12 protein-coding genes and 1 pseudogene are annotated in these 15,389 nt (G+C 37.9%); 2 read left to right on the forward strand and 11 right to left on the reverse strand.

Annotated features, from left to right (window positions below):
• Positions 1 to 212 precede the first annotated feature (212 nt).
• Both J7K93_05725 and J7K93_05730 read left to right on the forward strand, forming a co-directional pair.
• Entirely contained in the window at positions 213 to 1,241 is a 1,029-nt protein-coding gene (locus tag J7K93_05725; protein MCD6116493.1) for a virulence RhuM family protein, read from the forward strand.
• Positions 1,242 to 1,472: 231 nt separating this feature from the next.
• Complete coding sequence (locus tag J7K93_05730; GenBank protein ID MCD6116494.1) at positions 1,473 to 3,110, forward strand: FAD-binding oxidoreductase; 1,638 nt, start codon at positions 1,473 to 1,475, stop codon at positions 3,108 to 3,110.
• 314 nt (positions 3,111 to 3,424) lie between these two features.
• Here J7K93_05730 and J7K93_05735 read toward each other — a convergent pair whose 3' ends face one another.
• From J7K93_05735 to J7K93_05785, 11 genes and pseudogenes are all read right to left on the reverse strand, one after another.
• Complete coding sequence (locus J7K93_05735) at positions 3,425 to 4,453, reverse strand: hypothetical protein (protein ID MCD6116495.1); 1,029 nt, start codon at positions 4,451 to 4,453, stop codon at positions 3,425 to 3,427.
• A gap of 424 nt (positions 4,454 to 4,877) precedes the next feature.
• Positions 4,878 to 5,195, reverse strand: a complete 318-nt coding sequence (locus J7K93_05740; GenBank protein MCD6116496.1) for a hypothetical protein — start codon at positions 5,193 to 5,195, stop codon at positions 4,878 to 4,880.
• 1,037 nt (positions 5,196 to 6,232) lie between these two features.
• Complete coding sequence (locus tag J7K93_05745; GenBank protein MCD6116497.1) at positions 6,233 to 7,237, reverse strand: hypothetical protein; 1,005 nt, start codon at positions 7,235 to 7,237, stop codon at positions 6,233 to 6,235.
• Positions 7,238 to 7,307: 70 nt separating this feature from the next.
• Positions 7,308 to 7,487 carry a transposase gene (locus J7K93_05750; protein MCD6116498.1) on the reverse strand — a complete coding sequence of 60 codons (180 nt, stop codon included), beginning with the start codon at positions 7,485 to 7,487 and terminating at the stop codon, positions 7,308 to 7,310.
• A gap of 455 nt (positions 7,488 to 7,942) precedes the next feature.
• Positions 7,943 to 8,050: pseudogene (locus J7K93_05755) on the reverse strand (hypoxanthine phosphoribosyltransferase).
• Between the two features lie 275 nt (positions 8,051 to 8,325).
• On the reverse strand, positions 8,326 to 11,013 hold the full coding sequence (locus J7K93_05760) for a bifunctional acetate--CoA ligase family protein/GNAT family N-acetyltransferase (protein MCD6116499.1): 2,688 nt from the start codon (positions 11,011 to 11,013) through the stop codon (positions 8,326 to 8,328).
• Positions 11,014 to 11,555: 542 nt separating this feature from the next.
• On the reverse strand, positions 11,556 to 11,825 hold the full coding sequence (locus J7K93_05765) for an antitoxin (protein MCD6116500.1): 270 nt from the start codon (positions 11,823 to 11,825) through the stop codon (positions 11,556 to 11,558).
• A gap of 244 nt (positions 11,826 to 12,069) precedes the next feature.
• Entirely contained in the window at positions 12,070 to 12,297 is a 228-nt protein-coding gene (locus J7K93_05770) for an addiction module protein (GenBank protein ID MCD6116501.1), read from the reverse strand.
• A 121-nt stretch (positions 12,298 to 12,418) separates the two neighbouring features.
• Positions 12,419 to 12,604 (reverse strand): hypothetical protein, encoded by a 186-nt coding sequence (locus J7K93_05775; GenBank protein MCD6116502.1) that lies wholly within the window; start codon positions 12,602 to 12,604, stop codon positions 12,419 to 12,421.
• Positions 12,605 to 12,784: 180 nt separating this feature from the next.
• Positions 12,785 to 14,302, reverse strand: a complete 1,518-nt coding sequence (locus J7K93_05780; protein MCD6116503.1) for a DUF1846 domain-containing protein — start codon at positions 14,300 to 14,302, stop codon at positions 12,785 to 12,787.
• A gap of 268 nt (positions 14,303 to 14,570) precedes the next feature.
• The coding region (locus tag J7K93_05785) for a transposase (protein ID MCD6116504.1) at positions 14,571 to 15,389 on the reverse strand (819 nt) is incomplete at its 5' end.

Raw genomic sequence — 15,389 nt, forward strand, 5'->3', positions numbered from 1 at the left:
ATTGAATTGATTCCAATTTGAACTCTTTAGTATAAATACGACGCGCTCTCTTTGTCATGTGGACACCTCCTTCTTCCATAATATAAAAAGTGCTTAACTCTATGTCCACTAAAATATAGCAAGTTCAAAACTAAATTAATTATGATAAACAAAATGTCAAGTAAGAAGCAAACTCATTCGTGCATTCATGGCAAAAATATTGGAGTTAGACAATGTCTAAAAACAAATTAACCATAAGAAACAGCACAGCAGAATTTTTGATATTTACATCCCAAGCCGGAGAAAATGGCATAGAAGTCCGTATTGAAGATGAAAATCTCTGGCTTACTCAAAAACTTATTGCAAAACTGTTTAATGTTCATGTTGCAACAATTAATGAACATCTTAAAAATATTTATAAAAGCGGCGAACTTAAAAGAACGGCAACTATTAGGAAATTCCTAATAGTTCAAACCGAAGGTAAACGCCAAGTATCAAGAAATGTGGACTTTTACAATCTCGATGCCATTATTTCAGTCGGTTATAGAGTAAATTCCATAAGGGCAACTCAATTCAGACAATGGGCTACAAAGGTATTAAAGGAGTTTGCTATAAAAGGCTTTGTGCTTGACAAAAAACGACTTGAAAACGGTTCTTATTTTAATGAAAACTATTTCGAAGAGCTACTGTCCGAAATAAGAGAAATACGCCTTTCCGAGCGTAAATTTTATCAAAAAATCACTGATATTTATGCAACAAGTCTTGATTATGATAAAGATGCAAAAACGACAAAAGAGTTTTTTGCAAAAGTCCAAAATAAACTACACTACGGTATTCACGGACACACTGCAGCAGAACTTATTTACAAACGAGCCGACAGCAATCAAGATAAAATGGGCTTAACAAGTTGGAAAAATTCTCCTGACGGTAAAATTTTAAAAACCGATGTTACTGTTGCCAAAAACTATCTGACAAAAGAGGAATTAGAATCACTAGGTAGGATTGTGAATGCTTATTTGGACCTTGCTGAAGAACGAGCTAAAAGACAAATACCAATGACTATGGAAGACTGGGCAAAACGCCTTGACCTCTTTTTAGAGTATGATGATAGAGCTGTCTTAAAAGATGCCGGTAAAATAACGGCTGAAATTGCTAAAAATAAAGCCGAAAGTGAATTTGAAAAATACCGTATAACACAAGACAGACTTTTTGAAAGTGATTTTGACAGAGAAATAAAAAAAATGTTGAAGGAAAATAAATGAACAGCTTTGCAGAGAAATCACCGGATATATTAAAACTGATTTTGGAGAGTTAAGAAAATATGCCACGAATTCATGAATAAAAAATTAGTGCAACTTGTACTGAGCGGTGTCGAAGTATTCGTGGCTTATAAAACCAATATTTCCCTTGTTTGTAATTTCTCAAATCACTATAATTTACTTATCATTATTATTAAAAATACAATCCTGATTTAAAGCGGAGGGACAGTGCAAATGTCCAATGTTATTCATGCAGAACACATTGAAAACAAAATAAACGGCAGTGATTTAATTATAAGAACAAAGGATATTAACACTGAATACCAGGACTACACAACTGACGAGTCCCGCATGCAGGGCACAATGGACGGTATTGCATTCCCGCAAAACGAGGAAGAACTATCTGCAATTCTATCTTTTTGTAAAAAGGAAAATCTTAAAATCACTTTTTCCGGAGCGCGCACAGGAATAACAGGCGGAGCAGTTCCTGACAGCGGTATAGTGATATCATTTGATAAGATGAATAAAATTCTCGGTATGGAGTACGATGAAAAAAACAACATTTTTTACATTAGATGCCAGCCCGGAGTGGTTCTTGCAGATTTAAAAAAGGCTGTCGCAAATGCAGATTTCCCGGGAACAGAGAACTGGACTCCAGAAAGTCTTGACATTCTAAAAAAATTTAAAGCTTCGGGAAAATTCATCTATGCTCCGGATCCTACGGAATTAAGCGCTACAGTAGGCGGAACCGTTGCGTGCAATGCTTCCGGCGCCCGGTCTTTTAAATACGGGCCCACAAGGAGCTTTGTTTACTCTCTCAGAGCAGTACTTGAAGATGGCAGTATAATTTCTCTTACACGGGGGAAAAAAACCGCACTTGACAACGGCTCCTTTATTCTTGAACTTCCTGACGGTATAAGGCGTGAGGGAAAAATTCCCCATTACAAAATGCCGAATGTAAAAAATGCAGCAGGCTTTTATGCAGAGCAGTCAATGGATCTGATTGACCTTTTTATCGGATGTGAAGGTACTCTCGGAGTAATATCCGAAGTTACGCTGCGCCTTGTTCCTGATCCCGGAGAGATACTTGGTATAGTTGCATTCTTCAAATCAGAAGCAGATGCTGCGGGTTTTGTCAGAAAAGCAAGAGGAGAAACAGACAATCCTGCTGCTGAAAAGCCTCTCTCTTTGGAATATTTTGACGACCATTCTCTCAATCTTCTGCGAAAGCACAGGGAAGAATCAGGCCCCGACTCCCCTATTCCAGCTCTTCCCGAAGAAGCTAAATTTGCAGTATATGCAGAATGGGCATTCACAGAAGAAACATTTGAAGATACTGCATTAAGTGCTGTTGAACTATTGGAGTCATCAGGCAGCAGTGAAGATACTGCATGGACTGCAACAGAGCCAAACGAGATTGAACGAATCAAAGCATTCAGGCACGCTTTGCCCGAAGCTGTAAATCAGATTATAGGAGAACGCAGAAAATCCTTCCCTGAGCTTACAAAACTCGGTACTGACATGGCAGTTCCTGACAATGACCTTGAAACAATTCTTGAATACTACAGATCAGAGCTGGACAGTGCCGGACTTGAGTATGTTATTTTCGGGCACATAGGCGATAACCACCTCCACGTAAACATTCTTCCCAAAGATATGGACGAGTACAGGATGGGTAAAGAAATTTATAAAAAATTTGCACAAAAAGCAGTTGATCTCAAAGGAACCGTATCTGCAGAACACGGAATCGGTAAGCTGAAACGGGAATTTCTGGAAATACTCTACGGAGAAGAAGGAATTGAGCAGATGAGGGAAGTTAAAAAAATATTTGATCCTGATGGCCTGTTGAATGCCGGAAATGTATTTGAGTGAGAGAGGGTTATCGGATATCTAATATAACATATTATTTACGTTTACAATGGAGATGGATGTTTTTACACTCACTACTGCTGATAAATAATTCCCAATCAGCAGCATAGAGTTTTTACATTTATGAAATTACCATTCTTTAATTATGGACAGTCAAATACATTCAGGGGTATTATATTCCCCAGAATCACAGTCATAACTCCTTACTGCACCACTTTCAAAGTATTCACAATGTAAACGAGTTACCTTTTTACTATCTCCCTTGCATACAATCCGTTAAAATCAGATTTATAAAATGTGTATTGTGCATATTATTCCTATGGTTTAACAGCAATGCTCACATTTCCATAACCATCACGCGCGCGTACAGCGATATTGGTAATGTCATGTGGCAGCTTGACTTTTGTTGCAGCAACAGCCTTGATAATTCTATCCCTGCTGATTACTTCATACCCGATTACATCACTGCTTACGGACGGGTTCCAGGAAAGTGTGTTTTCGTTGTGTGACAAACCCGAAGGTGGCTTCGGAGCTTCCCAATCGTTCAGCACCTCTGCTATGGCCTCGGCAACAATGGCATGTCCTTTCCGATTTAAATGCACGTGATCCATCACCACATCTGAAAATACGGATTGAATCAATGGGTAAATGTTGACATAAGCGCAGTGATATTGGAGGGCCACATCACGAAATTGGGGTATGAGCAAACGTACACTATAATCTCCGCCAATCGCTTTTTTTGCAACCAGAGAATCCGGAGCATATGGTGGTGGTGAGACAATCGTAATGTGCGGAGAAGGATCATCAGAATTATCAAAATCTCGGATTTTTTCGATGAGCTTGATGAGATTAGGTGCGACTCTGTCTTTTTCCTTTTCGAAACAGGCTTTGCTGTCATTCGTTCCCAAAAGGATGATGACTTCATCAATGGGTTTTTGATGGCTGCGTTTTAGTCCCCACTCTAAATAAGATTTTATATTTCTCAGTGTATTCCAGGACAGTCTGCCGCAATTGTCAAAACCAATCGTGCGTCCGCATTCTGAATGATTGAATACGCTGTCCTCTTTTAATATCGCCGCAAGAGCTTTTGGCCAGCCGCCGTTTATAACGCCATTCGAATCCCCTATGGCAAGAATAATTCGGCCACTTACTTTTCGTTTAATATTGTTAAACTGTTTGCTCTCACTTTCGTTATCCATGTGGCTATTGTTGCATGAACACATCAGTACAGTTATAGCCACAATACCGATACATAAGCCAAGAAGTGTCAAATTTTTTTTCAAAACAGCTACCTTCGTCTTTTTGCTTTCACACTGCCGGAGGTGTTTATCACCTTCGGCCATCACGGCGAGGTGAAGAACACCTCTCTGAGCGAGAATGTTTTCTTTAAGTTTTTTGAAATTTTATTACATATATTTTTCATTATTTATACCATATAACGATGAATCACCCGTCCCGCGCTCTTTTGGACCGGATCAGAAAATTAGTGACTCCGAAATATCGGAACAAGGAAGTAAGTTTGAGTCAAAGAGCATAGCAAGCGGGACATTCCATCCAACAGTTTTCAAGAGACTCGAACAGGAGAGGTGCGCATTGAGTGTCGGGAAGGTACATACTAGACCAGCCTCAATAACAGTTTTTCAAAGAACAAATTAAACATATTTTATTTATTTTTCTCTTGCTTTTGTGCAAGTAGATTGAGTTCACCTGCATTTTGGAGCGAAGCGGAAAAATGTCAGGTGGAACGATTTGTTATGTGTTCTTCTCATTTTACTTATTGAAGTATTCTCTTTGAATCACTGGCTGGGAAATTTCATTACTAGGCCCATCTCCTCTGGAAACATTGACAGATACTTTGCCTTCAAGTGCCTGAAATATTTCTGATACATCATTATGTGTAAAACCAGGGCAAAGCATAATAGCATCTATCTTCTCTTTTTTATAGATACTTTTAGACACTTTTATTGCTTCGTTTTGAGTTTTTACCACAACTGTAAAAAGTTTATACTTACCTGTATCAATAACATTGTTATGTTTTTCATAATCTGCATCAGGCGCATGTGCCAGAAATAATGCCTTAAAAGCCATGATTTACCTCCTTAATTTATCTTGCTATTTCGCTTAAAACTAGTATATAAATTCATTTTTCTTATCACTCCATATTAGCAGAATAAACAAAATTATGTTCATATATACTTTCTACACATAACATAGTATTAACTACCCCCCACCCACATCTATAAATGTCTTTATTCAGAAACATTGTTTCCAATATCAAACATTTTCCGGAAAGTTTCTAATATCAGAAATGTTTCTAATTCAGTCTTTAAGCTCTGTTACAAATTCTTCCTGCCTGCCGAATAAGACGTCCGGCCTCTATTTCACTGTATTTGACTCTCACTTTCTTATCTCCTAACTTCCAAAACCTTAAATCTCCAATCAATATTCATTATTCAAAAAAACACCAGAATATCGAACTCCGAACACCGATTTATGATTTCAGATTTGTTTATCCCCACTCAGCATTCAGCATTCAATCCGCCACATCCAAACGCACTTCTCCCCCTCCGCAGGACGGCCAAAAATTTTAAAATCAGAATAAATAGTCTCTTCTCTCAACGGCAAAGTCCGTTATTAATTAGAAATATCGGTTTGCCTCTCCCCTCTATGAAACGCTTTTCTTTGTGTGACAATTTGTGCTAAAAAAGTGTATTAAAGAAAAGATTAAACGTATTGTAATTAAATTATGCTCAAAAGTCAAGGGGAAAACAGTCGGCAGTCCGCAATGACAAAAATTCTCGCAAAGCACGCAAAGTTCGCAAAGAAAAAAGAAGAAAAATATAGTTTTTTGCTTCACAAATAAATGTTTTTTCCCTGCATTAGAAAAATCTTCGGCTCGGAAATAGGAAAGACCGTATGAATGGTGTCATTCCGGACTTGATCCGGAATCCAGGGGCGGAGAAGTACACTCCCACACTTTCCTATGGATACCCCACAATTTCATCGGGAGGTATGACAAACGCAGGGGCATCAAATAGACTTTTGATACAGAACCGACAGTAATCAGTCAGTCTGGTTCGCTACAAATTACTTTCATTTAATTATTACATTTTACTAAAAAATGATCACTTAAAAATCCAGGTATTCAGCATCTCAACGGCAACAGAATAGTATTTCTCATAATCCTCAGCAGGGGCAGTATACATCCAGGCATAAAAAACTTTTTGGTCGGCTCTGGGCACTATAACCATTAACTGCTGAAAATTTTCATTTTGACGGGTATAACTCAATTGGAAGGCTTTGCCCGTAATATTTTTACTGTTAGATTGAAAGGTAAACGTCTGCGGATTGGTCATCTGAAGATTTTGGGCCCCGTCCTTAAACTGTTTTTCAAAATGAGCAATTACCTCATCTGTCGAATTAAAGTTACCCCCCATTAATGTCGAGGCGAGATTCTGAATATTTACGGTGGAATAAAAAGCAGGGATACCCTTCCTGCCGCTGAAAACAACTATATGCGGTTTTGTTTTAACCCAGACCCAGTCCCCCGGGTAATTAATACTGTAGCCGAGATTTTCATCGTCAAAAACATTAGAAAGAGAAACAGACGATTTATCCGAAGCGGGTGCCTCTGCCCGGGCAATAATGGTAAAGGTAGCCGTGATGGCATCCGATTCCGCGGCTTTGGATTGAAACATATCAACCGGCGCCAGACTCCAGACAATATAGGCAATGGAATTCTGAATAGTAAAAAAGGCACCGGCCGCCACTTCGGTTCCGTTATAAACACCCTTATATCCGCCTATCTTTCCCTTATAACCGTTTACACTATGCTCCATCAGAGCAAGCTGTTCACACTCACCCAGGATACTAGTTTTAAACAGATTGGCAATAATATCTATTTTCACGTTGCTGTTGACTTTGAAGGCACGTATTCTAATCGCCAGATTCTGATCAGGACTGACAAAAGCATGAATCCGGTCTGTACCTTCGTCAAATGAATTCTTCTGCCAGTTATTTGGCACATTAATTTTAAATTTGAATTGAGAATCCTCAACCCAGTCGCCGAAAAGCGGCAGACTTGAAATGATAAAACCTGCTAAAATCATCACCAAAATATTTCTTTTCATAGTTCTTTCCCCTTCTTTTTCCCATTATCTATTATGAATTATTCATCTTTTATTCTTTATTGTTTCAATTTCAATCATGCCCCACGTACTGCCGTTCAATCGGCACCGCCAGTTCAACTCCTATTTCATCAAGAGCCTGTTTAATGCCAAAATTACGGGCAACCTCTGAAGCATTGCCGACCTGATATTGAACAAGATGTATCGCTTCTGTCTTAAATTCCTTTGTATAGCATCGTCTGCGTTTCGTCATGTGGACACCTCCTTCTCAAATAATATAAAAAGTGCTTAACTCTATGTCCACTAAAATATAGCAAGTTCAAACCGATACTAATAGGTAAAAACAATTTAAATTAGCAGTAAAAGAAATAATATTACCCCTCAGAAAAGCCGTACATCAACGCCACACACAAACTATTGGCTGAACTTAAATTTGAAAATTCAAACAATCGGTTTAATCCTGTTCATGCATAGGTCAGCGAATTATTTTCCAAGGATTCAATATTTATATATTACAATTTTGAAAATCACATTCATTAATAGTCACAAAACAAAAATTATTTTTTTAGCAATCGCTGCAATTAGAGAATCTATCGTCGGCATTTTAACACCTTGCATTTCGAGAGCAGCCATCATTTTACCCCATTGTCAATATACACTTTGAATACAGCAATTGCCTGCTTGAACCTGAAACTTGAATCCGCATAGCTAAATCGCAGTAATGTAAGGAAGCTCCCGATGCCTGCCGCCAAAATCAAGGCCGTATCCTACTACAAAAATATTGGGGAAAGTAAATCCAACATAACCAATATCCACCCTAATCCAGCAACAGCGCCAACAAACGTTTCTGATTCGGCACGCGTAAGCTCATTCAATAATCAGTTTAACATCAAATAAATCAGATCTTCTGAAAATAAAAAATCTACTACCTTCTGATTGAAAAAGTTATTAATCCCGCTATGCGGGAGTCATCTGTTTCCTCCTTTTTATGGTTTGTTTAGAACTATTGGAGTTTACGATGACTTTGCTTTTTTTAAAGTACGATGGTTGCGAACTTTAATGTACACAATCGGAAAATAATTGTAGATATATCAATTAATTTTTTTTTCAATATAAACAGTTGATGTTTTTATATCGTGAGAAATATCAAACCCCCGTTTTTTGAATAAGGTAATCATTCTGTTGTTATCTGATGTTGTTTGAGCAACAATTCTCTTTAATCCCCATTTTTTTGAGATTTCCATACAATAATCGGTAATATGGTTGCCTAATGCCTTATTTTGCCATTTATCAGTTATAAGTATTGCATATTCTACTGTTTCATGTTCAATGTCAGCTATAAGTCTTCCAACTCCGACTATTTTTTTTTGTCCATCTTCAATAATTTCAGCAACTATTGCAATTTCACGGTCATAATCAATATAGCAATACCTTACAGCGACCTCATGAAAAGCCCATTGGAAAAAATAATTAAAACGGCAATAAATAGATTCTCGAGAGCAGTTGGCTAAAAATTCAAACCACATAGGTTCGTCTTCAGGTTTGATAGGACGCAATATTATATTTTTCCCATCAATTTTAAAAGGTTTTGAAATATATTCTTCAGGATATGGTACAATTGATAAATGAGAATATTTCTCTTGTTGTGTTTTAGGAATAGATTTATCAATAACAATTCTGGCGTCAAGAGCAATAATTTTATTATTTGAAACAAGAAGAGGATTAATGTCTAACTCTTTGATTTCAGAATAATCTGTTGCAAGATATGATAATCTAATAATTACTTCAATAAGTTTATTCAAATTAACAGGCTTACTTCCTCTGTATCCATTTAGCAATGGCCATATTTTTAGTTCCTTAAGCATTTTTAGTGCTAATTTTTCATTCAATGGAGGAAATCCAAGAGAACGGTCGGCAAATAATTCTGCAGTTACTCCACCGGCTCCAACCAAAATTACAGTTCCAAAAACATTATCTCTTTTAATTCCCAAGATCAACTCTATCGAATCAGATATTTCAACCATTGATTGAACAGTAACACCTTTGATTGTTGCATCCGGCATTTTTTCAGAAATCCCTTTGAGCATAGAGTTATAAGCTTTCTCTGCCTGTTCATCATTTTGAATATTTAATATTACTCCACCAACATCCGATTTATGAGTTATTTGTGGAGAGAGTATTTTAAAAACAACAGGATAGCCAATATCATTTGAAATTGATTTTACTTGATTAATATTTTGTGCAGATTGAGGAATTGACACAGGAATGCCGTAAGCTTTTAATAATTTCTTTGATTGTTCCTCAGAAAGAATTGATGAATTGTCTTTTATAATTTTATTAAATTCTTTATGAATTTCTTTTCTGTTTAATGAAAATTCTACAGGAATATTCTTTGGTGTTTCATATAAAGCTTCTAGATTTTGTGAATATGTAACAAGTGTCATAAATGATCTAATGGCTTGCTCCGGAGTGTTGTATGATGCGATATTGTATTCATTCAATATTCTCACTCCTTCTTTCATGTAATGTCCGCCCAACCAAGATGCAAGTATTGGTTTAGATGTTGTCTTCTGCAATTCGCCAATTGCTCTGGCTGCAGCCGAAACATTAGTCATTGCCTGAGGTGTTAGGATTACTAATATTGCATCCACATTTTTATCCTCCAGAACAATTTTTGTTGCTTTAACAAATCTTTTATAACGGTCATCGCCTATTACATCTACAGGATTTCTGTGAGACCACATGGGAGGAAGACTTTCATTAAGTTTGTTCATCGTCTCATCAGATAATTTAGCCAATGTTCCGTTAGCAGCAATTAAAGCATCCGTAGCCATAACACCGGGACCTCCTGCATTGGTAACAATTCCTAATCTGGCACCTTTCGGAATTTTGTTCCTGCCAATTAAAGCAGCACAATCGAAAATTTCTCCAATATCATAAACCCGGGTAATAGCTGTACGCTGAAAAACAGCATCATATATGTCATCTTCTGCGGCAAGAGCTCCCGTGTGAGATGCAGCTACTGCTGCCGATTCAGGAAATCTTCCTGCTTTATAAACAATGATTGGCTTGGTTTGGGCAAATGCTCGAGAAGTAGATATAAACTTCCTTGCATTGATAACTGCTTCTATATACAAAATAATAGAATTAGTTTTTTCATCAATACCTAGATAGTCAATTAAGTCACCAAAATCGACATCTATTGTATTACCCAATGAAATAAAAATAGAAAATCCAATTTTTTCTTCTCTTGCCCAATCAAGAACAGAAGCGCAAAGTGCTCCCGACTGCGAAATGAAAGCAATATTTCCTTTATATGGAAGAGTAGGAGCAAAGCTTAAATTCAAATTCAAAGTAGGAACAATAATTCCAAGACAATTAGGTCCAATAATTCTCATTCCTACATATTGTTTTCTTATTTCTTTTATTTCTTCTTCTAATTTTTGACCTTCTTCACCAATTTCTTTAAATCCGGCAGACATAATAATTATGCCTTTAATATTGGCATCACCACATGCTCTCACCCAAGATGGCACTTGTTCGGCAGCAGTGCAAATCACTGCAAGGTCGGGTTTTCTTGGAAGACTCTCAAGATTTGGAAAACATGATATTCCCATGACTGCTTCACTGGTTTCGTTAATTGGATAAACAACCCCTCTGAAACCACTACCCACAAGGTTTGATAAAACTTTTCCACTTACGCTGTTAGGATTAATTGAAACTCCAATTAAAGCAATTCTATTTGGTTTAAAAATACAATCCAGATTGTGACCACTCATTTAAACACCTCATTAATATTTTCACCTCAAATCAGAAGTCATAACGGCTTACGCTATGAATATTTGATAATTTCATAGTACTCATCTTTTAAATTACGATAAACCTGAAACAAGATGCAATCATTAAATTTACTACTTCCAAGGTTGGGCTAGTTCAAAACATTTTGCAGCTCTCGTGAAATAATTTATTTTCTTTGAATATTCCAAAGATTCATCGGCTATATCCAAATATTTTTCAGCGGCCTCCAAATACTTAAACTCACATTCAAATTTCTCGGCAACTTGAATCATATACACTGGATGCTTTTTAATGGTTCGTGAAAATCACCGGTAAAAATAACCGCCAGCCGAACGGAACACCGGAAGAAAATTAACCTAAAAGAAAGAACCACACCCAATTGAAATGAGTATCCTCAACGCCCGTAACATGCGTTGGCCAAACTGAAAAGTGAAAATTGAAGGTAGCGTTTTCATCCAGTGCATTTTTTTGTTAGCAGACTATTGGGAAAACTTGATTATTAAATTTTAAAGAGCAATCGAATTTATAGTGAACCATTAATATATTTATGTAATATATTTGATATAAGAGATTGATATGGGACACCTTCTTGATATGATTTTTCTTTTAGACTTAAATAATCTCTTTCAGTTATCCTAATATTTATTCGTTTATTTTTTATTGATGTATTTTTTGCATACTGTGCATGCAGTTTTTTTTCTTCTTCAATATTATCAATATATTGCCATTCGTCATTTTCATATGATTCGACCAATTCTTTTTCTTCGGTATCTAAGTAATCAAAATTATTCATAGTTATTTCCTCAAATATTTTTTTGTAGCTTTTCTGTTTAGTACAATAGAAAAAGGGAATCTTCTGATTACACATCTACGGAAATTCTAATAACATAACTTGTACATTTCAGGAAAGGTAAGTATACTTTTTATCGCTATCTCGATACAATCTAAGAATTCAAAGCCAAGTCCTCTCCTCTGCTTTTCGTACCATTCGAATACAAACGCTACGTCATGCTTAGCCCTCTGTGTATAACGAAGCCTCACTTATGTTTTCCCCTTAGTTCTTCATGAACTTCTCTCCATTCATGAAGTGTTAACTTCCCGCTTTTATATTCTTTATATCTTTTGTCCAGCTCAACTTTTTGCCATTCAGGCAAAGGTAATTCTGAATTGCTGCGAGCTATTGAATCCCAAATATCTTCAACAAGTATCAGCCTTTCAGACAAATCCAATTTGTCTATCTCTTTGATAAATTGATTTGGTTTCATATCAGCACCCCATAAAAACAGTTCAGGTTTTTATCAATATAACAAAATTCAAACACAAGTTCAACCAAAATGAGCAGCCACCAGTACGCCCTTCTGGTTCTTATCTTAAATAAACCGGAATTTACTTGATAAACTCCTTTCCAAAACAACCTGCACAGCACATCCGCAATGGCTTTGAAACTGCAGCACTGGATTTGGTCAAGGTATTCCCATTATCATCATAAGTATAAGTAATCTCATTCTCAGCAAGCAGACGATCATTGGCATCATAGGAATACAGCGTAGAATCGCCATCATCCACTTTCATTACGCGGTTTCCTGCCTGGTTGTACGCGTAGAATATAACACGATATGCATATATCATTCTATCAATACATAAATTTAAAACAGCTATCGAATCAATGAAAACATTGTAAAAAACCGGACAAATCAAAACGTCCGGTTTAAATGCATTATGAAACGGTATGGTATTGTTACGATATCATCCTCAACTCACAAACAGGCTCTTTGTGGAAAAATTCGGATCACTCGTTACATTCAGGCCCAGCTTTCTCAGCCCTCCTTCATCACCCGGTGTGGGAATGTGCGTCAAATGCACCTCGCACCCTTTTATTTTGGGTATGGTACGCATGGCTGCTTCAGCTGTGGGGTTTGTTGTAGCGCTGATGCTAAGGGCTATGAGAGTTTCCTCTACATTAAGGCTGAGGAACTTGGACCCAAGAATATCACGTTTGAATGAGCCGATTGATTCTGTAACAGTCGGAGCCAGCACATGTATAGCATCAGGTATGCCTGCCAGATACTTGGTCACATTAAGAATAAGGCTGGACGCCGCGTGCATAAGGCCTGAATTCTTGCCTGTAATGATTACACCGTCAGAAAGTTCCAGGGCCGCGCCGCAATAGATACCATCATGGCCTTTTCCATTGTCTTTTGCGTCTTCTGCCGCGTCCCTTGCCTCTTTGACAACCAGCCGGTCAAACGGCTGGAGATTCATCTCTTTCATAAGTAACTCTGCCCTCTCTACCGTACCCTTGTCCACAAATCCCAGCACATGCTCGCAGCTGTACCTGAACCACCTGCGTATAATCTCCTGCCTTGCAGCATGCTGCACTGCCTCATCATTCACAATGCCGAAACCGGCTCTGTTCACTCCCATATCAGTAGGCGATTTATACACCGGTTCTTTGCCCGTTATTTTGCCCAGAATCCTTTTGAGCACCGGGAAGATCTCAACATCACGGTTGTAATTGACCGCTGTTTTTCCGTACGCTTCCAGATGAAACGGGTCGATCTCATTATAGTCCCTGATATCGGCTGTTGCAGCCTCGTACGCCACATTTACCGGATGTTTGATAGGCAGGTTCCATATGGGGAATGTTTCAAATTTGGCGTATCCTGCTGTTACACCCCTGGTATGCTCATGATACAGCTGGGAAAGGCAGGTTGCCAGTTTGCCGCTGCACGGCCCGGGCCCGGTTACCACAACCAGTGATTTATTGGTTTCGATATAATCATTGGCGCCGTAACCTTCCTCGCTTACAATAGTTTCAACATCAGTCGGGTATCCCTTGGTAAACCTATGCGTGTATACGCGTATGCCCCTGTGAGCCAGGCGATTTTTGAAGACCGTTGCAGCAGGCTGGTCATCATACCGGGTTATAACAACAGCGCTGATCTCTATGTCCCAGTCCCGCAAGTCGTCTATGAGTTTCAGCGCGTCGGAATCATAGGTAATGCCGAAATCGGCCCGCACTTTTTTCCGTTCGATATCACCGGCATAAATACAGAGGATAATATCAGCGTTTTCGCGCAGAGTGTGAAGCAGTTTCATTTTTACATTGGGGTCAAATCCCGGGAGCACCCGCGCTGCATGATAATCATACAGCAGTTTCCCGCCGAATTCCAGATACAGCTTGTTGTCGAATGCCGATACCCTCTGGAGAATAGCCTCGCGCTGCTGCGTGAGATATTTTTTATTATCGAATCCCAATGTATTACTCATGAATCGCTCCTTTTCTATGAACATGCACACAGAGATCTAAGCTGTATGCTAAAATTACAATATATAATATATTTTTTTATCATAATAAATCACTTCGTAAGTAACATCAGTGCTTTAAGCCTGGGGACAAGCCACGACACAGCACCTGTTAATATAAAAATAAATCCACTGCATTCACAGTATTTTTACAGGAAATTTTTAACTCAACTTCACCCCAATTTTAAAAGGGCAAACTTGTTTCTATAGCACTTACGGCATGCAGGGGCCTTTATGGGTCACTACAGATTTTCAACATATACTTTTTTGTTTTACACGGAACATAGTTCAAATTTAGCCCATCATAAATAGTCTTGTGAAAACTTTCCGGTTCCGAACATTTTCGGATGAACAGTGTATGTCCTTCTTTAGTCAAAAACCGATTTGTTACTCTGCATCTAGTTGACATTCTATCACGGATATTGCGCCAACTTATATTTATACCGCTTTGTTTTAAACTGCTGCGGATACTGTGAAGTAAATGATATGAAAGAAGAGTAATAAATATGTGGGCGTCGCTTCGTTCCTCTTTCTGATGAAAAACAGGACGCATTAACAGATCTGTTTTCAAAGTCCTGAAAGCATCTTCGACCTCAGTCAACATGATATAGATATCCCATATCTCTTTTTCCGAAAGATCAAGGCGGTCAGTCCTCAGAAAATAACTGCCTGAAAAACGATTGTCCGATTGTTCTTTCAAATATTTCCAGGTAATCCTTGATGCCAAAGCATCTCTCTCTTCGACATGGATACTATAAAATCGAGCAATCGAGCTGTACTTTTCTTTCAGCCGCCCAATTTTTTCAAGAACTTTGTCATAGCGTTTTGTACAGCCTTTTTTATTGATAGATTTTGAAAGATATTTCAATTGCTCTTCAAAATTTTCTCTGAGCCGGGCTTGCATAGATTGTTCTTTTTTCTTCTTCAGGTTGGATTTACAATAAAGTAAAACTTCACCATCCCTGGTAATGCGTTGGGCCTCCACCTTGTTTTGTCTGGTCTCTTTAATGGTTATGTATTCATCCGATAAAGGAGGATCAAACTTCTTGCG

It is taken from the genome of bacterium (assembly GCA_021158245.1).
Taxonomy (GTDB): Bacteria; Zhuqueibacterota; QNDG01; order QNDG01; family QNDG01; genus QNDG01.

Bases quoted from the DNA above. Each gene is read 5' to 3' on its own strand.
- J7K93_05725 (MCD6116493.1), top strand. From the start codon at position 213: ATGTCTAAAAACAAATTAACCATAAGAAACAGCACAGCAGAATTTTTG.
- J7K93_05730 (MCD6116494.1), top strand. From the start codon at position 1,473: ATGTCCAATGTTATTCATGCAGAACACATTGAAAACAAAATAAACGGC.
- J7K93_05740 (MCD6116496.1), bottom strand. From the start codon at position 5,195: ATGGCTTTTAAGGCATTATTTCTGGCACATGCGCCTGATGCAGATTAT.
- J7K93_05745 (MCD6116497.1), bottom strand. From the start codon at position 7,237: ATGAAAAGAAATATTTTGGTGATGATTTTAGCAGGTTTTATCATTTCA.
- J7K93_05750 (MCD6116498.1), bottom strand. From the start codon at position 7,487: ATGACGAAACGCAGACGATGCTATACAAAGGAATTTAAGACAGAAGCG.
- J7K93_05760 (MCD6116499.1), bottom strand. From the start codon at position 11,013: ATGAGTGGTCACAATCTGGATTGTATTTTTAAACCAAATAGAATTGCT.
- J7K93_05765 (MCD6116500.1), bottom strand. From the start codon at position 11,825: ATGAATAATTTTGATTACTTAGATACCGAAGAAAAAGAATTGGTCGAA.
- J7K93_05770 (MCD6116501.1), bottom strand. From the start codon at position 12,297: ATGAAACCAAATCAATTTATCAAAGAGATAGACAAATTGGATTTGTCT.
- J7K93_05775 (MCD6116502.1), bottom strand. From the start codon at position 12,604: ATGAAAGTGGATGATGGCGATTCTACGCTGTATTCCTATGATGCCAAT.
- J7K93_05780 (MCD6116503.1), bottom strand. From the start codon at position 14,302: ATGAGTAATACATTGGGATTCGATAATAAAAAATATCTCACGCAGCAG.